Origin of the sequence: Clostridium disporicum, from assembly GCF_001405015.1 — a bacterium.
Taxonomy (GTDB): Bacteria; Bacillota; Clostridia; order Clostridiales; family Clostridiaceae; genus Clostridium; species Clostridium disporicum_B.
Window position 1 is genome coordinate 205,856 of record NZ_CYZX01000001.1, and the last position, 22,224, is coordinate 228,079.

19 protein-coding genes are annotated in these 22,224 nt (G+C 27.1%); 4 read left to right on the plus strand and 15 right to left on the minus strand.

All coding sequences use genetic code 11. The annotated features are described in order from the left end of the window. Positions 1-83 precede the first annotated feature (83 nt). From ARA56_RS00995 to ARA56_RS16350, 9 genes are all read right to left on the minus strand, one after another. Positions 84-344 carry a stage V sporulation protein S gene (locus tag ARA56_RS00995; RefSeq protein ID WP_032118697.1) on the minus strand — a complete coding sequence of 87 codons (261 nt, stop codon included), beginning with the start codon at positions 342-344 and terminating at the stop codon, positions 84-86. Between the two features lie 148 nt (positions 345-492). Continuing rightward, a complete protein-coding gene (gene rny, locus ARA56_RS01000; protein ID WP_084758921.1) occupies positions 493-2,094 on the minus strand; it encodes a ribonuclease Y in 1,602 nt (533 codons plus the stop codon). Positions 2,095-2,264: 170 nt separating this feature from the next. Continuing rightward, positions 2,265-3,296, minus strand: coding sequence for a recombinase RecA (gene recA / locus ARA56_RS01005; protein ID WP_055263027.1), 1,032 nt, complete (start codon positions 3,294-3,296; stop codon positions 2,265-2,267). Between the two features lie 153 nt (positions 3,297-3,449). Further along, the gene (gene pgsA / locus ARA56_RS01010) at positions 3,450-4,040 is read right to left on the minus strand and encodes a CDP-diacylglycerol--glycerol-3-phosphate 3-phosphatidyltransferase (RefSeq protein ID WP_055263029.1); all 591 of its coding nucleotides are present in this window, start codon (positions 4,038-4,040) and stop codon (positions 3,450-3,452) included. Then, on the minus strand, positions 4,024-5,361 hold the full coding sequence (gene rimO, locus ARA56_RS01015) for a 30S ribosomal protein S12 methylthiotransferase RimO (protein ID WP_055263030.1): 1,338 nt from the start codon (positions 5,359-5,361) through the stop codon (positions 4,024-4,026). The genes pgsA and rimO overlap by 17 nt, the downstream gene beginning before the upstream one ends. 81 nt (positions 5,362-5,442) lie before the next feature. Continuing rightward, entirely contained in the window at positions 5,443-7,800 is a 2,358-nt protein-coding gene (locus ARA56_RS01020; RefSeq protein ID WP_055263031.1) for an FtsK/SpoIIIE family DNA translocase, read from the minus strand. A 119-nt stretch (positions 7,801-7,919) separates the two neighbouring features. Beyond that, positions 7,920-8,669: a ClpP family protease gene (locus ARA56_RS01025; protein WP_055263033.1), complete on the minus strand. Its 750-nt coding sequence runs from the start codon at positions 8,667-8,669 to the stop codon at positions 7,920-7,922. 26 nt (positions 8,670-8,695) lie between these two features. After that, positions 8,696-9,367 (minus strand): hypothetical protein, encoded by a 672-nt coding sequence (locus ARA56_RS01030; RefSeq protein WP_055263035.1) that lies wholly within the window; start codon positions 9,365-9,367, stop codon positions 8,696-8,698. A gap of 111 nt (positions 9,368-9,478) precedes the next feature. Beyond that, positions 9,479-9,715 carry a ground-like protein gene (locus ARA56_RS16350; RefSeq protein ID WP_172675725.1) on the minus strand — a complete coding sequence of 79 codons (237 nt, stop codon included), beginning with the start codon at positions 9,713-9,715 and terminating at the stop codon, positions 9,479-9,481. A 137-nt stretch (positions 9,716-9,852) separates the two neighbouring features. Between ARA56_RS16350 and ARA56_RS01035 the strand changes: the two genes are divergently transcribed. Both ARA56_RS01035 and ARA56_RS01040 read left to right on the plus strand, forming a co-directional pair. Continuing rightward, positions 9,853-10,242, plus strand: a complete 390-nt coding sequence (locus tag ARA56_RS01035) for a PadR family transcriptional regulator (RefSeq protein WP_055263037.1) — start codon at positions 9,853-9,855, stop codon at positions 10,240-10,242. Positions 10,243-10,312: 70 nt separating this feature from the next. Then, complete coding sequence (locus ARA56_RS01040) at positions 10,313-10,753, plus strand: hypothetical protein (RefSeq protein WP_055263039.1); 441 nt, start codon at positions 10,313-10,315, stop codon at positions 10,751-10,753. A gap of 36 nt (positions 10,754-10,789) precedes the next feature. Here ARA56_RS01040 and ARA56_RS01045 read toward each other — a convergent pair whose 3' ends face one another. After that, complete coding sequence (locus tag ARA56_RS01045) at positions 10,790-11,800, minus strand: coiled-coil domain-containing protein (RefSeq protein ID WP_055263041.1); 1,011 nt, start codon at positions 11,798-11,800, stop codon at positions 10,790-10,792. Positions 11,801-12,097: 297 nt separating this feature from the next. Between ARA56_RS01045 and ARA56_RS01050 the strand changes: the two genes are divergently transcribed. Then, on the plus strand, positions 12,098-12,895 hold the full coding sequence (locus tag ARA56_RS01050; protein ID WP_055263043.1) for a tyrosine-type recombinase/integrase: 798 nt from the start codon (positions 12,098-12,100) through the stop codon (positions 12,893-12,895). Positions 12,896-13,102: 207 nt separating this feature from the next. On the opposite strand, the gene guaD is transcribed toward ARA56_RS01050, so the two are convergent. Then, entirely contained in the window at positions 13,103-14,383 is a 1,281-nt protein-coding gene (gene guaD / locus ARA56_RS01055) for a guanine deaminase (RefSeq protein ID WP_055263045.1), read from the minus strand. Positions 14,384-14,481: 98 nt separating this feature from the next. Beyond that, the gene (ygfK, locus tag ARA56_RS01060; RefSeq protein ID WP_055263047.1) at positions 14,482-17,499 is read right to left on the minus strand and encodes a putative selenate reductase subunit YgfK; all 3,018 of its coding nucleotides are present in this window, start codon (positions 17,497-17,499) and stop codon (positions 14,482-14,484) included. 361 nt (positions 17,500-17,860) lie between these two features. Between ygfK and ARA56_RS01065 the strand changes: the two genes are divergently transcribed. After that, positions 17,861-18,382, plus strand: a complete 522-nt coding sequence (locus ARA56_RS01065) for a hypothetical protein (protein WP_055263049.1) — start codon at positions 17,861-17,863, stop codon at positions 18,380-18,382. A 196-nt stretch (positions 18,383-18,578) separates the two neighbouring features. Here ARA56_RS01065 and ARA56_RS01070 read toward each other — a convergent pair whose 3' ends face one another. The 3 genes from ARA56_RS01070 to ARA56_RS01080 all read right to left on the minus strand — a co-directional run bounded on the left by ARA56_RS01070 (position 18,579) and on the right by ARA56_RS01080 (position 22,108). After that, positions 18,579-19,055: a hypothetical protein gene (locus ARA56_RS01070; protein WP_055263051.1), complete on the minus strand. Its 477-nt coding sequence runs from the start codon at positions 19,053-19,055 to the stop codon at positions 18,579-18,581. Between the two features lie 68 nt (positions 19,056-19,123). Further along, positions 19,124-21,115: a molybdopterin-dependent oxidoreductase gene (locus ARA56_RS01075; RefSeq protein WP_055263053.1), complete on the minus strand. Its 1,992-nt coding sequence runs from the start codon at positions 21,113-21,115 to the stop codon at positions 19,124-19,126. 54 nt (positions 21,116-21,169) lie between these two features. Further along, positions 21,170-22,108, minus strand: a complete 939-nt coding sequence (locus ARA56_RS01080) for a TRM11 family SAM-dependent methyltransferase (protein ID WP_055263055.1) — start codon at positions 22,106-22,108, stop codon at positions 21,170-21,172. Between the last annotated feature and the right edge of the window lie 116 nt (positions 22,109-22,224).

Here is a 22,224-nt window from a genome sequence, read left to right on the forward strand (position 1 = left end):
ATTTATATATTTATAGTAAATATATTATAGGATAAAAAAGAGAAATCTATATTAAAATAGACTTCTCTCTTAGTTGTAAATATTTATCTTGGTTGAACAATCAGTTTTATAGCAGTTCTTTCTTCACCATCAATTTCTATATCAGTAAAAGCTGGGACACATACTATATCTCTTCCACTTGGTGCTACAAATCCTCTAGCAATTGCTATAGCTTTAATAGCTTGATTAATTGCACCTGCACCTACTGCTTGGATCTCTACTATGTTTTTTTCTTTTATTATAGCGGCTAACGCTCCTGCAACTGAATTTGGATTAGATTTTGTTGAAACTTTTAATACTTCCATTTCTAATTTGACCTCCTGATAAAAATCGTTTACATTATATAAATTAATACTTCTATAAGTATATATATTCTATATCTTTTAAATAATTCCTTCTTTTATAATCAATAAAAAAAATACATTTTGAAATATCAAAATGTATTTTTAAAAATTATTTAGCATAGTCTACTGCTCTTGTTTCTCTAATAACATTTATTTTAATTTGTCCTGGATACTCTAATTGCTCTTCGACACTCTTAGCTAAACTACGTGCTAATTCAATAGAACCAGCATCATCTAATAGTTCTGGTTTAACCATAATTCTAATCTCTCTTCCAGCCTGAATTGCATATGACTTCTCTACACCTTCGTATGAGTTTGCAATTTCTTCAAGTTTCTCTAATCTCTTAATATAAGCTTCTAGTGTTTCTCTTCTTGCACCTGGTCTAGCAGCTGATATGGCATCAGCAGATTGAACTAAAATAGCTTCTAAAGACATCATTTCTACATCACCATGGTGTGCTGCTATAGCATTTACTACTAAAGGTGATTCATGATATTTTTTAGCTAAATCTCCACCGATAAGTGCATGTGGTCCTTCATGTTCTTGGTCTACTGCTTTCCCTATATCGTGTAATAAACCTGCTCTTTTAGCAAGATTTACATCTAACCCTAATTCAGATGCCATTAATCCTGCTAAATATGAAACTTCGATAGAATGTTTTAATACATTCTGACCATAACTAGTTCTATATTTTAGTCGTCCAAGTAACTTCATTATCTCAGGATGTAATCCGTGTACACCTGTTTCAAGAGTTGCTTGCTCTCCTTCTTCTTTAATGTCATTTTCTACATCCTTAGTGGCTCTTTCAACCATTTCTTCTATTCTTGCAGGATGTATTCTGCCATCAATGATTAGCTTTTCTAATGCTATCTTAGCTATTTCTCTTCTAATAGGATCAAAGCTAGATAATATTACTGCTTCTGGTGTATCATCAATAATTAAATCTACACCAGTCAAAGTTTCAAGAGTTCTAATATTTCTTCCTTCTCTACCAATAATTCTGCCCTTCATTTCATCATTTGGCAATGCCACTACATGCACAGTTGATTCAGATACATGATCTGCCGCACATCTTTGAATTGCTGTTGTAATAATCTCTCTAGATTTCTTATCAGCTTCTTCTTTAGCTTTAGATTCAATTTCTTTAATCATTAAAGCTGTTTCATGCGTAATTTCCTTTTTAACTTCATCTAATAAAATTTCTTTAGCTTCTTCAGTTGAAAGGTTTGAAACTTTTTCAAGTTCCTCTCTTCTGTGATTATAGATTTTTTGGGCATCTTGCTCCAATTGACTTATTTCTTGCATTTTTTTGTTGATATTTTCTTCTTTCTTTTCAAGAAGATCGCTCTTTTTGTCTAATGCTTCTTCTCTTTGAAGAATTCGTCTTTCAAGTCTTTGAATTTCATTTCTTCTATCACGAGAATCTCTGTCTAAGTCACTTCTAAGCTTGTGAACTTCTTCTTTAGCTTCTAAAATAGCTTCCTTCTTTGTAGATTCAGCCTCTTTCTTAGCATTTTCTACTAATTTTTGAGCTTCCTCTTCTAAAATTAAAACCTTTTTCTTTGTAGCTGTTTTAATAGCTATATATTGGATAATTCCTAATATAGCTAGTATTATAATTCCTAGTAATATAATTATAGTACTATCCAAATTAACACCTCCTTGCACATTAATCAATTTATTATTTAATAGAAAGTAGGTAGGTGTCATATTATTCTGTACTGGAAATTGAATTTGATAAACCAGTATTTGTTATTATTTTATCTTAAAAACAAAAATATGTCAAGTTTAGTTAATTAAATACATTAATTAATTTATCTAGATATAAAGCAAAAAAATACGCCTTGTTACAATAACAATATGGCGTATTTTTGAATTTATTATTTTTCAGTTTTCTCTTTTTTCTCTTCCATTAAAGGTAAATTATACTTAGATCTAATTTTGTTTTCAATTTCTAATGCTATATGCGGATTATCCTTTAAATATTGTTTAGCATTTTCTCTTCCTTGACCTAACCTTATATCATTATAAGAGAACCATGCACCGCTTTTTTGAACTATATTTTCTTTAACACCTACATCTATTATATTACCATTTCTAGAAATACCTTCATTATACATAATGTCAAATTCTGCTTGTTTAAATGGTGGAGCTACTTTATTTTTCATTATTTTTACTCTAGTTCTATTACCAACTATTTCATCACCTTGCTTTATTGAATCAATTCTTCTAACATCCATTCTAACAGAAGCATAGAACTTAAGTGCTCTTCCTCCAGTTGTAGTTTCAGGATTTCCAAACATAACTCCAACTTTTTCTCTTAATTGGTTAATAAAAATTGCTACACATTTTGATTTGTTAATTGTTCCAGCTAATTTTCTTAAAGCTTGAGACATTAATCTTGCATGTAATCCAACGTGAGAATCACCCATCTCGCCTTCTATTTCAGCTCTTGGAACTAATGCTGCAACTGAGTCTACTACTAGTACATCAATTGCTCCAGAACGTACTAGAGCTTCAGCTATTTCAAGACCTTGTTCACCAGTGTCTGGTTGAGAAACTATAAGGTTCTCTGTATCAACACCTAAGTTTTTTGCATAACTTGGATCTAATGCATGTTCTGCATCGATAAATCCAACTACTCCTCCAGTTTTTTGTGCTTCAGCAATTATATGTAATGCAACGGTTGTTTTACCTGAACTTTCTGGTCCGTAAATTTCTATAATTCTTCCCTTTGGAACACCACCAATACCTAAAGCGATATCTAAATCTAAACACCCCGTAGATATAGCATCAACATTCATAGCATTGTGTTCTCCTAATTTCATTATGGCACCCTTACCATATTGTTTCTCAATTTGACTCATAGCATTTTCAATTGCTTTTAATTTTTCTGCATTAATATTTCCCATAAGGCTCATCCTCTCTATCGAACATTTGTTTTATAATTAAATTATAATTTATGCTGAATTTTAAGTCAACATAAATTTCAAAAAATTATTCATATAATAAAAAGTTCCGCCTTATTTTAGGAGGAACTTTTTATTATTATAACCAAGATTAACTTATTTAGTCATTGAAAACACTTTTTTATTCTTTATAAAATAATCTATTCCAGAGATTATAGTTACTATAACAGCTAAGTATAAGAATATAGTAGGTGCGAATTCAAAGAATTTATTCATTGCAGAATTATTGTTTATTAAATTCGCTAAATATGGAGATGTTTCTATATTGACTTTTATAAGTAATAATAATATTGATATTATTTGTATAACAGTCTTAATTTTTCCCCACCAACTAGCAGCTATTATTTTACCTTCTGATGCAGCTATTGTTCTAAGACCAGATACAGCAAATTCTCTAGCTATAATAATTATAGCTGCATAACTAGGAATTAATCCTAGTTCAACTAAAGATATTAATGCTGAAGTAACTAAAAGTTTATCTGCTAAAGGATCCATAAATTTACCAAAAGTAGTCACTTGATTTCTACTTCTTGCTATATAACCATCTAATTGGTCAGTTAATGAAGCAATTATAAATACTAAAGTGGCTATTATAGTTCCATAAGGAATTCCTTTCATAGCTATAAAAATCAAAAAAATAGGTACTAAGAAAATTCTTAGCATGGTTAACTTATTTGCTAGATTCATCTATAACATCTCCTATTAAATCATACTCCTGTACATCAGTAATTTTTACCTTTATAATATCACCTATTTTTACTTTTTTTGTTTTTCTAACTAAAATTATATTATCTATTTCTGGTGACATCATATAAGATCTTCCTATGAAAAATTCTCCATTACTTCCATCTATTATAGTATCATAGATATTACCAATTTTCAATTTATTTAAATCTAACATAATTTTTCTTTGAGTTAACATTAATTCTTTTAAACGCTTCTCTTTAGTAGACTCATCAATTTGTCCATTCATAATAGCAGCAGGGGTTCCCTCTTCTTGTGAGTAACTAAAAACTCCTACGTTTTCTAATCTATAATCTAATAAAAATTGTTTTAACTCATTGAAATCATCATCATTTTCATTTGGGAACCCAACTATTAAAGATGTTCTTAAAGTAATATTAGGTATTCTTTTTCTAAGCTTATCTATTATATTAATAATATCTTTTTTATTAGTTTTTCTACCCATTAATTTTAATATCTTATCACTAATATGTTGTATAGGAATATCTAAGTACTTAACAATCTTATTATTTGTTGCAATTTCCTCAATTAGTTCATCATATATTTCTTCAGGATAACAATATAGAAGTCTAACCCACTCTATATTATCTACTTCAGAAACCTTTTTAGCTAATTTATGAAGCATCTTTCCATTATAAATATCAACACCATAATTTGTTAAATCTTGAGCTATTAGAATAATTTCTTTTACTCCTTGAGAAGCTAAACTTTCAACTTCTTTTATAACACTTTCCATTGTTCTACTTCTGAATTTTCCTCTTATCTTTGGAATTATACAGTAAGTACAAAAGTTATTACAACCTTCTGCAATTCTAACATAAGCAGTATGGCTGTTTGTTGTTAATATTCTTTCGCCTTCATTTATACTTAGGTCACTGTAACTAGCTGATGAGATTTGCTTTTGTTCCTTTATAAATTCTAATATAAGCTTATGCAACTTCATATAGTCATTTACACCCATAAGAATATCTATTTCAGGCATTTGTTCTAAAAGTTCATCTCCGTATCTTTGAGTTAGACAACCTGTTGCAATAAGCATTTTACACTTATAATTAGTCTTATAACTAGCCATCTCTAAAATTGTATCTATTGATTCTTGCTTAGCACTTTCTATAAATCCACATGTATTAACTATTATTATATCGGCTTCTTTAGGGTTATTAGTTATTTCATAATATTTATTAATTGTTCCTAATATAAGTTCAGAATCAACTCTATTTTTGTCACATCCTAAACTGACCATTCCTACTTTATATTTTTCCAAAGTAAATTCCTCCATTGTTTAAGTTTCTAATAATTCATAAATTATTGTAATTGAATAGTCTTCTATTTACAAGTATTTTTGTTATTGATAATTTGGGTTTTCTTCTGTATTCATCACCAATACCTGTCTAGGTCTACTTCCATCCTTTGGAGATATTATTCTTTGTTCTTCTAATATATCCATAATTCGCGAGGCCCTATTGAATCCAATTCTTAATTTTCTTTGTAAAAATGAAGTTGATGCTTGTTGATATTCAATTACAAGTTTTATGGCTTCATCAATAAGTTCATCCTCGTATTCACTTTGTTGCGACTCAGCTGGAGTTTCACTATTAATATGATTTATAATATCTTCTTGATAAGTGACACTATCCTGAGAGTTCTTAACAAAGTTAACCACGTTTTCTACTTCCTCTTCTGAGATAAATGCACCTTGAACTCTAACAGGTTTATTTTCTCCTATAGGATAGTATAACATATCTCCTCTTCCTAATAATTTTTCAGCACCAACTTGATCTAAGATAGTTCTTGAGTCAATACCTGAAGATACTGCAAAAGATATTCTTGAAGGAATATTTGCTTTAATAACTCCTGTAATTACGTCAACAGACGGTCTTTGTGTCGCAATTATTAAATGCATACCTGCAGCTCTTGCCATTTGGGCTAGTCTACAAATATAATCTTCAACATCATGAGGGCAAGCCATCATTAAATCTGCTAGCTCATCAACAATTATAACTATATATGGTAATTTATCTTCAATTTCTCCTTTTTCATATAAATTGTTGTATGATTCTATATTTTTAACTTTATTATTGTAGAACAAATTATATCTCTTATTCATTTCATTTACAGCCCAATTTAATGCTCCAGCAGCTTTTTTAGGATCTGTAACTACTGGAATTAACAAATGAGGAATATCATTATAGACACTTAATTCTACAACTTTAGGATCTACCATTAATAATTTTACATCTGCTGGAGAGTATTTATATATCAAACTAATTATCAAAGCATTTATGCATACAGATTTACCAGATCCTGTTGCACCAGCAATAAGCATATGGGGCATTTTAGATAAATCACCTACAACACATTTACCAGCAATATCTTTTCCTAGACCAAATGATAATTTTTTATTTGAGTTAGTAAATTCTTTTGAGTCTAATACTTCTCTTAGAAATACTGGTATTTGCTTTTTATTCGGAACCTCAATCCCTATAGCAGATTTCCCTGGAATAGGGGCTTCTATTCTTATACCACTAGCAGCAAGTCCTAAGGCTATATCATCTGTTAAATTAACAATTTTTGAAACTTTAACTCCAGGACTAGGTTGTAATTCAAAACGAGTAACTGAAGGACCTTTAGTTACTTGAGTAACTTTAGCTTCAACTCCAAAACTTTCCAAAATTGATTCTAATTTATTAGCCCCATCAATAAGGTCTTTTTTATCTTCGCTTTTCAATCTCGCTTTTCCATTATTTTTCAACAAGTCTATAGTTGGATATATATAATGGATTTCTTTTGACTCAGTGCTAATAATATTATTAATATCTATATCCTTACTTTTTAGCTCTTTAGTGCCATTGTCATTCTGTAATCTTTCATCAGTTGATTTTTGGGAGTTTACTGCTCTATTTGAATCTAAAAATCTGTTTTCCTCTTTAGCATTGAATGATTCTAGAGAAATTTCATCTAAAATATCAACATCGTTAGTATTTGAATTTTTCATAAAATCAAGTATTTGAATTTTATTATCTATTCCTTTTACTATGTTTTTGTCAATTATTTCTTCATCACTTTCAATTTCAACGAAATCATTGTTAATTTTTTTGTGCTTGTCTTTTTTTTGTGGCTTAGAGTTTATATATTGAATAATTTTATTAGCAAATAATTTTGTACACTCTAATATATTAGATATTGTTATATCAAATATCTGCATTACCCCAATAAACAATAGTGATAAAAATAGAATATAAGAGCCTATATATCCTATAAGTTTAGATAATGGATAAGCTAAAAGATGACCTAAGAATCCACCATGCAACGACATTGTGTCTTCTTGCATTATTAATTTCAAAGAAATTTTAAATGATTCTTGATCTAAAGCTTGTATCTTTATTGTTGCGAAAAGAAGGATGCAGGTTGTTAAAACTAACGTTACTCCAAATAATCTTCTTGAATAACTTATCTTTCCATCCGATATAATTATATTTATACCAAAGTATATCAAGTATAAAGGCAAAATAAATGCACCTATACCAATAAAGTTATATATATATTTTCTAGAAATATGTGATAAAACCCCTGCAAGATTAGTATAAATTGCAATTGTAAGAAGTAATCCTACAACAATATAGACTATACTTTTTATATCACTGTCTAATGTTCTCTTTTTTTTAGTTCGCTTTCTAGTATTTTTTTTACTTTTAGTAGTCACAAAATCACTCCTATAATATAGTTAAAATTTTCATATATATCTATATTATATAATTAAGATGACATAGTGTAAAATATGTTTAAACTAAAAAAGGAATTCTTTTGAATCCCTTTTTTAGTTTACTTCAAATTATTCTTCTCATATAATGCTATTTCTTCTCTAAGTTTATCCAATGCTTCTTTAATTCCGCCTACCTCATCTATCAATCCACAAGCAACTGCTTGTTCTCCTATTAATATAGTTCCCATATCATTTAATAATTCGTCAGATTTAAGCATCATTCTCTTTAATTCATCTTTACTTATTTTAGAAGTTTTAACTATGAAGTTGTCTATCCTTTCTTGCATTTTTTGGAAATAATGAAATGTTTGAGCTACACCAATAACAAATCCATTCATTCTAACTGGATGTACAATCATTGTGGCAGATGGAGTAATAAACGAATAATCTGCTGATGTTGCAAGCGGTACGCCTATAGAGTGTCCACCACCAATAACTATAGATACTGTAGGTTTAGATAAAGATCTAATCATTTCTGCAATAGCTAATCCTGCTTCTACATCCCCACCTACTGTATTAAGTACAATTAAAATACCTTTAACCTCATTATTTCTTTCCATCGCAATTAATTGTGGTATTATATGCTCATATTTAGTAGCTTTAGTTTGTGGTGGTAATACCATATGCCCTTCTATCTGTCCTATTATTGGCAAAACTTGAATACTTTGATCAGAACTTGATTTATTATCTGTACCGAACTCCTTTATTTCTTGTCTTCTATCATCTTCTTTGCTATTTTTATCGTTATCGCTTTCTTTTATAGTAGTATCATTACTATATAATGGATAAAAATCTTCATTTGTGTTCATAATAAGCCCTCCTAGCATGATTACCTTTATTTTCTTATGTCAAGCACTATTCCATATTTAATATATCCATTGGAAAAGTTTCCAGTAATTACGATGACAATCTTTTTGTCTAAATCAGGAACTTCTATACACCCCCTTTTCACTTTGACTTCCTTTAAAGTTTCATTTTCTTCATCCCATATATGAGCTTTTAGTGATTTGCAGTTAGGTACAAATTCAAAATTAATAATTTCTCCTGGTCTAACTTTTAATGATGGTTTTTTTATTAAAAGATTGTAATTATTTATTATTTCTTTTGTAAGTTCAATTTCTTTATTATCATCAGAAATTATAAAATCATAAGAGCATAGATATTTAGGAGAATGTTTTCCTCTTAATCTTACTATTAATTTAGGGATATTTTCATTATCAGTATCCTTTTTAGGTTTTGTTGGTTCTTGAGTATGTATTTCATCTTGACTTTCTCCATTTTCATTTTGTTCTTGAAGTTTTTTTTGATTTATCTCATCTAATTTTTGTTGATTTATTAATTTTCTCTCTTCTTTTAATTCTTTTAATAAGTCATCGATACTTCTATATTCTGGTTTATTATTCTCTATAATTTCTTCACCAGGTTCATAATAAGCATTTACGTAAAAATCATAGTTTATTAATAGAGAAAAGATATAAATTACAAAAAGAATTTTTCGCTTTATCATATATTTTATACCTCCATATTAATATATATTTATTTTTACCTATTTATTTATTTTTATATATCAAAGTGTGCCAAAAATCTTGGAAGTTTTTGGCACACTTCGACTATTGTTTTACCAACAACCAAATAATAATATTAATATTAGCCACCACCAGCAACCGCCTCCGCAGCCACAGCCTCCGAAGCCGCCACCACATCCAAAGTTACCACCATATCCGCAGTTACCGCCACCACAGCATCCGTAACCCGGATAACCACATCCGCAATTACATCCTCCGCAACCACAACTTGAGCAATTATTACAGCAGCATTTTTTCTTACAACAGCATTTTGAACAACTGCTTGACATGTTTCTCATCTCCTATCATTTGTTGATTAATATATATTATTCAAAGCAAAGATTTTATGTTCTTAATTATTTAGATTGTTAGACAAATTTATATCCCTCTGTTATTATTACAATATATTCTAAAAAAGAGGTGGATTATGAAGGATCAAAGAAATAGATTAGTTGTTCCAAGAAATATTGTTAACACAAAGATGCTATATACATTTTATATATTAAAGGAATTATCAAAAGGTGAAGTTGTTTTTGGAAATAAAATTTTATCAACCTTTAAAGATGTTTTTGAAAATTGCAGCCATCCTTTTCCTGTTTCTTCTAGTACAATATATGAAACGCTATACTCTTTAGAAGAAAAAGGTTATGTGGTAAGTAGTTGGACAGGTGATTTAGTATTAAATAAAAGAAGTAAAAAATTTTATTCTATCACAGATGAGGGATTAAATTATTACAAAACACATATAGCGGATTATGTGAATAATATTGAAAAAACAAAATCTACGTTAGATTTAATTATAAAGATGCTTAAATAGCATCTTTTTTTGTTATCACAATTTATACATAAATAAATATAATATAAATAACTAATTTAAAAATATAGGAGTGATAATCATAAATATCAATAACTATACAGATTTTTATTCTAATAATAATATTTTAGAAACAAGAAAATTAAGAATAGACAAACTAATTCAAAGAGATAATTCTCTTATTTTTGAACAAAATACAATAAAATTTAGATGTGAAGAAGAATTATTAGTAATAATTCGAAATGTAAAAACAAAAGAAGAATTTATATGTGATTATTTAATTAAAGCCAATAATTTAGTTATTATTTTAGATTCATTGCTTCATTTATTTAGTAATTACGAAGGTGCAATACAAATACTTAATAAAAGTGATGAGAAATATTATTTATATAATCCTATTATGAAAAATAATAATATTATTAACGAAAAAATAGCTAACAATAAACAGTATAAGTGGTTTATAAGAGTATTAGAAAATGGAGAAATTAGATTATCATCAATTATAAATAAATAGCCTATTAATGAATTATTCATTAATAGGCTATTTATTTTACTTTTTAACTTTTAAAATTTCTAACTTTAAATTATAAATTTCGTCTTTCAATGTTGCTATTACTTTTAAATTATCTTCTATTATATTATTTTTCTCTATTTCTATAGATTTCTTTTCTTCTAAGTATTGATCCTTTAAGCGAGAACTTTCATTAGAATTCATTAAAATTAGGTTATGCATTTTTTCATTTAAGCTATTTGAATACTCTCTTTCTCTTCTTAAATCATCCTTTAGAGTATCTATCTCACTTCTAGCGCCCTCTAATTCTTTGTTGAGCTTTAAAACTTCATTATCTAAAATTTTATAATTACTTATTTGACTTTGTAAGTTTTCTACAAGTTCTTGAAGGGATTCGTATTTTTCTCTAACTTCTTTACTTTGATCAACTATATCAGTTAATGAATTAATATGCTTTTGTAGATTTTGAATTTGTAATGATTTTTCCTTAGAGTCATTTTCAAAAGTGTTTATTAAATCATTTACTTTAGTGAAGTTATCTTTCGAATCTTTTAATTCATTATTTTTTATAGATAATTCTTCTTCAATATTTCTAAAATCATCCTTGATTTTAATATTTTCTTCTTGTAATGATTTAATTATATTTTCTCTTGATTTAATTTCACTCTGAAATTTTTCGTTATATTTTTCTTGTATAAAAGTCGCCATATCAAGAGATGATAAATAGCTACTTCTAATGGAATCCAATAAATAATTAAATTTATCAATTTCTGCTTTTCTATCAGCAAATTTACTATTATTTTCAATTTTAATTGCTTCATATTGATTCAAAAGTGTAGAAATTAATGTTTCAGCATCTCCAAATTTACTTTGCAATTGATTTAACCTGTCTTTTGTAGATTTTTTAAGCTTTAACCCCTTAGTCTCAAGTTTTTCATTTTGGATTACTCCATCTGTTTTATTTTGATTAAATTCATCTTCAACTTCAAATTCCTTAATATTTTCATCCAAGCAAATTGTTTTTTCTTCATTTTTGTTATTTTCAACCATTTTTATCCTCCTATATACAGTTAACTTAGTTAACCAAGGTTAACCTAGTTAACCTTGGTTAATTTATTGTATCATAAATACCATTAAATTTCTAGAAAAAATAAGCAAAAATAGTATAATTATATCCAAATAAAAACTGCGCTTATTCCTGAATATGCGCAGTTTTTGTTTAAAGTATTGATAAATCAAGGTTTTATAGCTATAATGAAATTAGTAAAATATAAAAAGCGCAGTTTATAAATGCAAAAGGCGCAGTTTAAATTTGGATTTCTAGAAGAAAGGAATTTTTAAAATATAATGAATGATGAAATGATAGAGATGATGAAATTCTATGAATTTTATAAAAAGATGAAAGCCTTAGAAAAAAGTGAAGAGTTAACTTCAAATAAAGAAGAAAATTTATTAAAAACAGAGGGAGCAAATAGTAGTACTATTAAAAACAATAATTTAGAAGACGTACATAGTCATAATAAAACAGAGGGAGAAACAAAAAACACTAAAAAGAAAAATTATAGAGCTACTCGCCCACTAGAAATAGATGAATATGAAGAAATAATTAAGTTATGCAAAAGCGGATTTATTTACGGAGATAAAAAGACAGGTAGAAGAAAAAAATTTAGAGCGAACCCATCTTTAGCTTTTGCATTAGCTCTTCAAGCAACTTTAGGATTTAGAGCTTCTGATATAGTTAATTTAAAAGTAGAAGATTTTAATAGAAGTAAATTTTCTATAAAGGAAATTAAAACAGGTAAGTGGCAAAATAGAGAGTTAGGTGAAAATATGTATAATAAATTTTTAGAGTACGTAGTAGAAAACAAATTAGATGGAGGCGATTATATTTATCCAAATAAGGTTAGAAATATGCAGCAACAATTAAAAATAATAACTGACTATCTAGGCTACAAAAATATTGGAACGCACTCTTTTAGAAAGTTATTTGCTCATACTTTATATGAAGAATCAGGTCATGATATTGAATTAGTTAGACACGCCTTAAATCACTCAGATATAAAGACAACGATGAGATATTTAGGGGTAAGTATGAAAAAATTAAAGGAAGCAACTACAAAGATTGACTTTTCATATATGTTATAACTCTAGAAAGTGAAATAGATATGCTATTTTGGTAAACAATGATATTTATTTGTATTAATAGCATATCTATTTTTTTATAATAACAACTTATCTATCTAGTAAATACCACTATTTATTATATAATATAGTCATACTCATTATATACCTCTCTGAATCTATCAATAAAATATAGATTTCATTAGGAGATATATTTAATAACTTATTAAATTATAAATTTGGCTCATGAACAATATTTCCGTTTACATACCTAACTTTAATATTCCTATAGTCACTATTATATATAAATTTTTGCAACCTTTCTTCTAATGTTAAATAATTAAAATTATCATCATTACTATCATCAATTACGAGAGCATCAAAATCATATCCTTCTTCAAAACTACCTACATTTCCAAAAAATTCTCCTCCACCTTTAGTGACTAAATAAAATATTTCAGCGGTCGTTAAAGGTAAATCTTTATGATTACTTTCAATCCATTTTAAATTTGATATTTGCATAGCATAAGCCATAACTTGGAACATTGATAAAGTATGACCACCTGAAATATCTGTAGCTAATCCAACTTTAATGCCATTTTCTATAAGTTTTCTAATAGGGGCTATACCACTCGATAAATTCACATTAGAAGTAGGACAATGAGCTACATAAACATTTTGCTGCGCTAATAAGGATATTTCTTCTTCGGTTAAATGTACACAATGAGCCATAATGGTTTTTGTTTGTCCTAAAAGATTAGATGAATTATAAACACTTGCATAATTCGGCTCACTTGGGTATCTATCAGCAACCATATTAATTTCTCCTACATTTTCAGAAAGGTGAGATTGAACTGGAATATTATATTTCATAGCTAATTCCCCTAAGGATTTTAATAGCTTATCGCTGCAAGAAGGAACAAATCTTGGAGTAATTATAGGCTTTACAAGAGCATATTTATCTTTATACTCTTCAATTATTTCCACAGTATCATTTATAGATTTATTTGTATTTTCTATTAAAGTATCTGGAGAATTATAATCCATATTCACTTTTCCTATATAAGCTCCTAATCCGGATTTATTAAACAAATCCATCAATAATTTACTACTTTCTTTATGAATAGTAGCAAAAATGCAACATCTTGTAGTTCCATGTTTCCATATCTCTTTAATTAATTTAGAATATACTTTTTTTGCATATTCTAAATTATTATATTTGCTTTCTTCTGGAAAAGTATATGACTCCAACCAAGGTATAAGCTCTTTATCTAGCCCTAAACCTATATTAGGAAATTGAGGTGCATGTAAGTGCAAATCAACTAATCCAGGTATTATTAATAAATTGCTATAATCTACTACTTTTATATTTGAAAACTCGTCTGGTAGCTCTTCATAAACTCTCTTTACTTTATTTTCTTTAATTAATATATATCCATTATAAATAGTTTCAAAAGTTCCAAATTTTTTTGTATATAAAATATCTCCTTTAACACAATAAATATTTGACATTATTACCACCTATATTCTTCAACCTAAGTATTAGGCTACTTATTTCAATATATAAAAGGTGGAGATAAATAATATATACCTTCCCCCACCTTAATCCATTAAATTATATAATTATAATTGTAAATACATGCTTTTATCATTTCTTCATATTCTTTTGAAATTTTATCATCTTCTCCTAATCTATACCTTACTATTAAACCATCTTCTTTTCTTACTTTAAATGTGTTAGAAGTTTTGTCTAATAATAAGAATCCTTTATTATTACTATTATTAAAATCCTCTTCACTCCAGAAAAGCGTTAATTTATCTTTATAAGGATTTCCATTGTGAGGACAGAATACACCACAGTTTCCACATTCATTGCACATTCCATCTATATGAAGAACTTGATGTGAATTCAAAGTATTACTATTAACCTTAATTGAAAGATTTGCTCTATTTGGACATACATCTACACAAATCTCACAAATATTATCACAAGATAAACATCTAGTAGATTCAGCTTCATTTGAAATTGGTTCACTTATAATACCTTTTCTTAAATATAACGTACTTTCATCAACTTTAACGACTTTATTCTTAAAATCATTCTTAATACCTACTTCTCTTAATATATTTTTTGCAACTAGTTTTCCATCAGCCATAGCTTGAACAATTGTTGATGGCCCTGATTTCATATCACCTGCAACATATACATTTTTTATTGAAGTTTCATAGTATTCATTAATAACAGGATACCCCTTACTATTTAAAGTTATATTATTCTTTTCAAGAAGTGTTGTATCAACAGTATCTCCTACTGCAAGAATTACAGTATCTGCAGCTATTTCTACATTTTTGTTAGTTTCTATAGGTCTTCTTCTTCCAGAATCATCCTTATCTCCTAGCTTTATTTTACTGCATATTAATTTTCCATTCTTTATTTCCTTAGGAGAAAGTAATTCTTTTATTTCTATTCCTTCTTCAATCAATAATTCTATCTCTTCTTTACTTGCAGGCATAAGATCTTTCGTCCTTCTATATATTACCGAAACGTTATCTACTCCATTTACTCTCTTGGCAGCTCTTGCAGCATCCATAGCCACATCTCCTCCACCAATGATACAAATATTTTTACCTAAGTTAATAGAAGCATTATTTTCTTTAAAATTCTCTAAGAATTCTAAAGCATGAATTGATTTATTATCATTATCTATAAGAGATACATTTAAAGGCTTCCAAGTACCAATAGCTAATACTACATAATCATAATCTTTTTTCAAATCTTCTATTACAAAATTATCTTTTGCACCAAATTTAAAATTAACTCCATAATTTTTAATTAAATTAAAATCTTTTTCTATAATAGATTGTGCAATTCTAAATTCAGGTATTACATATTGAATAACTCCATAAGGCTTTTCGCGTTTTTCAAATACGGTCACATCTACGCCATTTCTTCTTAAATATGCAGCAGTAGCAAGTCCAGCTACACCGGCACCAATTACAGCTACTTTTTTATTACTAATAATTGAAGATACTTTTAGTTTGCTTACATATTTATCTTGTGCATTAACTACAGCAATATTTTTCATATTTCTAATAGAAACGGATTTATCATAATCTAATCTAGTGCATTTAGTTTGGCAATTGTGATTACATATAGTAGCTGTTATAGCGGGTGAAATATTATCATTAACAATAACTTCAAATGCTTCATCATATTTCTCTTCTCCAACTAATGAAACGTATTGAGGTATTTGTTGATTAATTGGGCATCCTTTATTACATGGAGCTATTGCACAATCAAATATTGGTAAATCCGATTTTATTTTTCTATTATTAACTTCTCTCCATTCTTTTTTATAGTGTTTATTATTTATTACAGTAGTCGATAGTCTTTCTAGTAATTCTAAATTAATTTTATCTTTCATTTTCGAGTTGATTGCTTCAGTCTTTTTTGCAAGTTGATGAATTCTTTCATATCCACCTGGTTTTAACAGAGTTGTTGCAAAAGTTATTGGAAATATTCCTGTTGAATATATCTCTGCAATATTAAATAAATCTGCACCACCAGAGTACGATATTTTTAAATCTCCATCAAATTCTTTAGCAAGCTTATAAGCTAACGTAATAGAAAGAGCAAATAGTGATCTACCTGACATGTACATTTCTTCACCTGGTAGTTCATTATTGGTAATCTTAGTAGGCAGCGTATTAGTTAACTTTACTCCAATTTCTAAATTTAATCCTTTTGCTACTGATTTAAGTCTACTAAGCATACTAATTGCATCATCAAATTGTAAATCGTTTTTAAAATGATGAGAGTTTAAAGTTATATATTTATAACCCATAGTATCAAATGTATTTCTAACAAACTCTTCTCCTAAAAGAGTAGGATTCATCTTAATAAATGTATTTAATCTCTTCTCATTTAATAGATAGTTAGCTATTCTTTCAATTTCTTCTGGAGGACATCCATGTAATGTTGATAAAGTAATAGAGCTGCAAACTCTACTAGATATATTATCTAAATCGTCCACATTAAAATTTTTAAATTTATCTAAATTATTTATAATGACATTTTTACATTCATTCCATACATCTGTTGAAGAGGCATCTATCATTTCATCGATAAATTTATTAACCTTTGGAGATTTTATTCCCTCTAGGTCATATCCTACGCTCATATTAAAAATAAAATCTCTAGTATTGCTTAAACCTAATTCCTTCATTAATACATGTAGTAAGAACCAAGCTTTTACATACTCATCATAAGCACTAGGAACAGTAAGCTCTGTTGACCATTCTACATTATAACATTCATCTTGAGCATAAATGCAAGGTTTTGAAACCGGTAAATCTTTACCATCTAAAATTTGAACTGTTTTTAACTCTATAAATCTACTTCCAGTTAGGTAGGCTGCCACAATATTTTGTGTTAATTGTGAATGAGGTCCTGCAGCTGGGCCTATGCATGTTGAAATATTTTCTCCTAAAATATTTATAGATGATTTTGAAACATTTTTATAAAACTTCTTTTTATTTATTCCAAATATTGTACCTTTTAATTTATGTTCATTCAAAACCCAATGTAATAATTTTTCAAAAGGAATTGGTGTCATTTTATCTCCCATTTTAAATTTTACCCCCTAAATATATTAATAACTCTAAATAACTTTTAGAGTACTTAGATTTACTAGTTATTTTCTTATATGGCATCTGACCTAGTAACAATTTCCCCTATAACATTAAAATTCATTTTATCCTCCCTATAGATTTAATGTACATCAATATAATAGATACGTTTACATAGTGTTTTATATGCATATATAGATAATAAAATTCAAATATATACACATATATATTACCATTAATTTACAAATAAATAAACTAAAAAACTTTTCCATAAATCCCTCATTAAATTAATAAATTTATATCATAAATTTTATTTAACTTAATAAATATTATATAGAGTGAAATATAAGGAGTGATTTTATGGAGAACTTGTTATATACATCATCACCTATGGATGTAATAAATTATATTAAAACCATAAACAAAAACTATGAGATTTGGATTGATTTCAAAGATGAAATAAAGTATATAGATCCCGAAGGAATGATAATAAAACAAAATATAGTAGACCCTATTAAAATTACTTATTCTAATATAAATCCAATATTTAAAATATATAGAAGAAATAAAAATTGTTGTATTTTAAAAATTATTATACCTGAATTCACAATAACATTTCCTAATTTACACAATCTTACTTATACCTTTTTAGAGAATAGTTTAGATTTACATTTAAACTTACTTCATTTTACTGTTGAATATTCTGATATAGATAGTTATTTTGATAATGGATTAGAACAATATTTAAAGAGAACAGTAGATTCAATATTGCATCAACAATTTATATCTGATAATGGCTATACATTAAAATGTAGCAATTATACTACTTATGTATATAGTGTTATTCAGAGTAATAAAAAGAGAAAAAATAATTTATCATAAATTACTTAACAAAAGTATAAAAAAAGAAAATGTGCTATCCAATAATTTGAATAGCACATTTCTTAATTAACTTTTAATTAATAATCAATAGCATTGAAACGTAGTTTAACTATATAGTGTTCCAACCTACATAGTTACTATATATACTATACCATATTTTCAATTAAAATAAAGATTTATTTTTACTATTATATAGTTATTTTAAATTTGATATTGTTATATTTGCTAAATTTAAATTTAAGGTAATTTCTTTATTTATTAATTTAACACTTTCGATATATAAATCATTTATATGAACCTTTTGACTTTCATCACAAATACTATTTAATATCTTTTCTAGTTCAATTTTAAATGTGTTACTGTCATATGTTATTCCATCAATAGAAGTTATTGAATTTATAATAAGATTCATAGATTTTTTTACTAAAGGATTAGTAATATCTTTTTTTGCTAGTTTAAAATCTACTACTTTAATGTAAACTATATTATTATTAACTGGTAATAGTGCTAGCTTAGCTTCAAAATCAACATTTAGCCCTACTACCCTATATGACCCACCAATAATTATATTATCAGTAATTTCTACTTTGTTTATAGTAACTTTATCTAATAACTTACATATGCTTAATATATCATCTTTTGATAATGTCCATACTAAATTTTTAAATTTCATATAATATCACCTCTCTATCTATATATATATTTATTTATAAACAGTTTGTAATATTATATAAAAATAATTTAAATTTTTTCTATTTGTATAAAGGTTTCATTGTAGGTAACTTGTCCACCAATATCAGAGATTTCTGATACTGTTATAAAGTTTGGATTACCATGTTTTTCCCACCAACCTACGTACATCATAGCAATGTTATCAGCAATAGATTCATCAATACTTACTTCTGCTTTTATCGATCCATTTTCAGATTTTAATCTTACAACTTCTTTATCATAAACAAAAATATTATTTGCCATTTTTTTATTTATGTATACTTTAGAAATAGATTTTTTATCCATCATATGCTGGCTAAAAAGCGTCTCTTTACTATGATTTGTTAAAAGTCTAAAATTATTTTTATTATTAACTGTAAATGCTTCTGGTTTTATATCAATTTCGAACTTTCCTGAAGATGTTAAAAATTTATTGTCACTCCACGGTATACTATCCTGTAAGGTTATATATGAATTTTTAATTTTATCTAAGCTAATATCTTTATAATGCTCTTTAAGAGGAGCAATAACCTTATTTAAATACTCTTTTTTAGATACATTAGGATAATCTATCAAATTAAGCTTTTTTGCTAACTCTCTAAAAAAATAATACTCATCCATAAATTTATTCTTTGGTTCAATAATTTTTTCATTATAAATTATATATGGATTCATCATTGAACTAAATAATAAGTCTTCACTTTCTAAACTACTTGTAGTAGGAATAAACAAATCACATACTTGAGCAGTATCCGTCATAAACATATCAAAACAAACTTTAAACTCTATTTTAGAAAATGCTTTTTTTAGATTATTCAAGTCAGGTAGTTGATTTAATAAATTACTCTTGGTAATTACAGCCATCTTTAATGATTCTCTATACTCCTCACTTAAATCATTACTATTTTTAGAATAAATATTTTCTCTATAAGTATCATTATGATTTATAGTATCATTTATAAAGTCTGCTAAGTGACTTGCATAAAAATATCTATTATTAGCATAATTATAGCTTTTATACGGATCAGTATCTAAAACAGATGCAAAAGTCTTATTTGCATAGTTTACACCACCGCCTGATATCCCAATTTGACCTGTAATAGCACCTAATGTATCAATTGCTCTAATTGTATTTCCACCGTTACTATATTTTTGTAACCCATAACCTAGTAAAATAGTAGAATATTTATCTGTGTATATATTAGCTAATTTCTCTATTTCTTCTAAAGAAACACCAGATTTTTTAACAAGATCTAAATACTTAAGTGATTTCAAATAAGATCTATATCTATCAAATCCATTTACATAACTCTCTACATAATTCAAATCACATAAATTATTTTCAACTATATATTTTCCTATAGCAAGTGCTAGTGCACAATCTCCACCTGGATTTACTCTTATATACTTGTCAGAAATTTTAGCCGTATCTGTATATATTGGATCAATAACAATTATCTTGCTACCATTTGCTTTGGCCTTCTTTATCATTTGCATTGTGTGAATAGTAGTATTTGCAGGATTTTTACCCCATATAAATATGTTATTACTGTTAATCATATCTTCTAATGAATGACTTTTAGAACTTCCAAAATCAAGTTTTTGTGCTGCAATTCCAGCACTCCAACAAGGTCCCCCTTTACTTTTAGATACTCCTCCATAGAAATTAAAAAATATATCTCCAATACTTTTTAGTAAAGATCCGTTGCCATATTGTTCATAATACATAATAGATCTTGTAGAATATTTTTCTTTATAAAAAGATAATTTTTCAGATAGAATATCTAATGCTTCTTCAAAATTAATCTCTTTCCATTTACCATTTACTTTAATTAAAGGACTATATATTCTCTTTGGATGATTTAATCTTTCTAAATGAGCTAATCCTTTTTTACATATGAATCCTTTTGTATATGGATGCTCCTTATCACCTTGAATTTTTATATTATTGCCATCTTTATAAACATTAAACTTACAACAATCAGCACAATCTAAAGTACAACCATGGCTAAATTTCTTCATCTAAACACACCTTTACTATTTTAAAATTTTTATAACTCTAATTTTATCGTATTATTATTGACTATTAACTGCAATTGTTATATACCTTGTAAACCTATTTTTAACAATTGTACCTTTATCTATAACTTTAAAACCTTCTTGCATAAGTTCTTTATCCATATCTTCAAAACTTATTAAAATCACTTTTTCTGCAATCTTTCTACTGGTCTTAATAATTTTAACTTGCTCTTCATAAGTTATAGGGGAAAATATCCCATAAGGTATATCAATTATAGCTATATCGTATTTTTCTTTTAAGTTATGCATATCATTACAAATAATAATATCTCTATCATATCCAAAGAACTCAATATTATTTCTTGCATTATGAGCTATTTGCTTACTTATTTCAATACCTTTAATATCTATACCCAAGTCAAGTCCCTCTAAAACAACTGTACCAATACCACAACATGGATCTATAACTTTACTATCTAGATTATTTTGAACTGCTATGTTTATTATTGCTCTAGCCATTTTTAAACTTAATCCGTTAGAATAGGAGTGAGGCATTTTATCAAACCGTTGCCAAGATAAATCATTCTTTTCATATTCTCCAAATATATAGTTATTATTAATTTTTGTAATAGCTAAGTTTACCTTAGGATTATGTATGTCAGGAAATCCTATTATTACAAATCCAATCTCTTTTACTGCTTGTAATCTTTGATTATAATCTATATCATCATAATCCGACTTAATATAATTTACTTTAAAGTCGTTATAAGCAATTTTATTATCTCTTATATGCTCTACTATATTATCTATATCTATTGATGAATAAATAATTGATATTTTATGTTTAATAAAAGCACTCCTTGATGGTTTTATATTCACTTTAGAATAAATATATTTTTCCTTTGGTACATTGCCAAATATATATTTCATTTCCATATCGCATAAGCTTTTCTCATAGTCTTGATAATTTATTATATATAAGTACTCTTTTATCATCGAGTTTCTCCTCACTTAATTTAATAATGAAACTCTTTCTACTATAGTAAAATGAGTACATTTTAGTATTTTCATTTGTATATTGTACCATAAAACAATAGATTTACTAATATAAA

Coding starts and splice junctions, on each gene's coding strand:
- ARA56_RS00995 (WP_032118697.1), bottom strand. CDS start 344: ATGGAAGTATTAAAAGTTTCAACAAAATCTAATCCAAATTCAGTTGCA.
- rny (WP_084758921.1), bottom strand. CDS start 2,094: ATGACACCTACCTACTTTCTATTAAATAATAAATTGATTAATGTGCAA.
- recA (WP_055263027.1), bottom strand. CDS start 3,296: ATGGGAAATATTAATGCAGAAAAATTAAAAGCAATTGAAAATGCTATG.
- pgsA (WP_055263029.1), bottom strand. CDS start 4,040: ATGAATCTAGCAAATAAGTTAACCATGCTAAGAATTTTCTTAGTACCT.
- ARA56_RS01025 (WP_055263033.1), bottom strand. CDS start 8,669: ATGAACACAAATGAAGATTTTTATCCATTATATAGTAATGATACTACT.
- ARA56_RS01030 (WP_055263035.1), bottom strand. CDS start 9,367: ATGATAAAGCGAAAAATTCTTTTTGTAATTTATATCTTTTCTCTATTA.
- ARA56_RS16350 (WP_172675725.1), bottom strand. CDS start 9,715: ATGTCAAGCAGTTGTTCAAAATGCTGTTGTAAGAAAAAATGCTGCTGT.
- ARA56_RS01035 (WP_055263037.1), top strand. CDS start 9,853: ATGAAGGATCAAAGAAATAGATTAGTTGTTCCAAGAAATATTGTTAAC.
- ARA56_RS01045 (WP_055263041.1), bottom strand. CDS start 11,800: ATGGTTGAAAATAACAAAAATGAAGAAAAAACAATTTGCTTGGATGAA.
- ARA56_RS01050 (WP_055263043.1), top strand. CDS start 12,098: ATGAATGATGAAATGATAGAGATGATGAAATTCTATGAATTTTATAAA.
- guaD (WP_055263045.1), bottom strand. CDS start 14,383: ATGTCAAATATTTATTGTGTTAAAGGAGATATTTTATATACAAAAAAA.
- ygfK (WP_055263047.1), bottom strand. CDS start 17,499: ATGGGAGATAAAATGACACCAATTCCTTTTGAAAAATTATTACATTGG.
- ARA56_RS01065 (WP_055263049.1), top strand. CDS start 17,861: ATGGAGAACTTGTTATATACATCATCACCTATGGATGTAATAAATTAT.
- ARA56_RS01070 (WP_055263051.1), bottom strand. CDS start 19,055: ATGAAATTTAAAAATTTAGTATGGACATTATCAAAAGATGATATATTA.
- ARA56_RS01075 (WP_055263053.1), bottom strand. CDS start 21,115: ATGAAGAAATTTAGCCATGGTTGTACTTTAGATTGTGCTGATTGTTGT.
- ARA56_RS01080 (WP_055263055.1), bottom strand. CDS start 22,108: ATGATAAAAGAGTACTTATATATAATAAATTATCAAGACTATGAGAAA.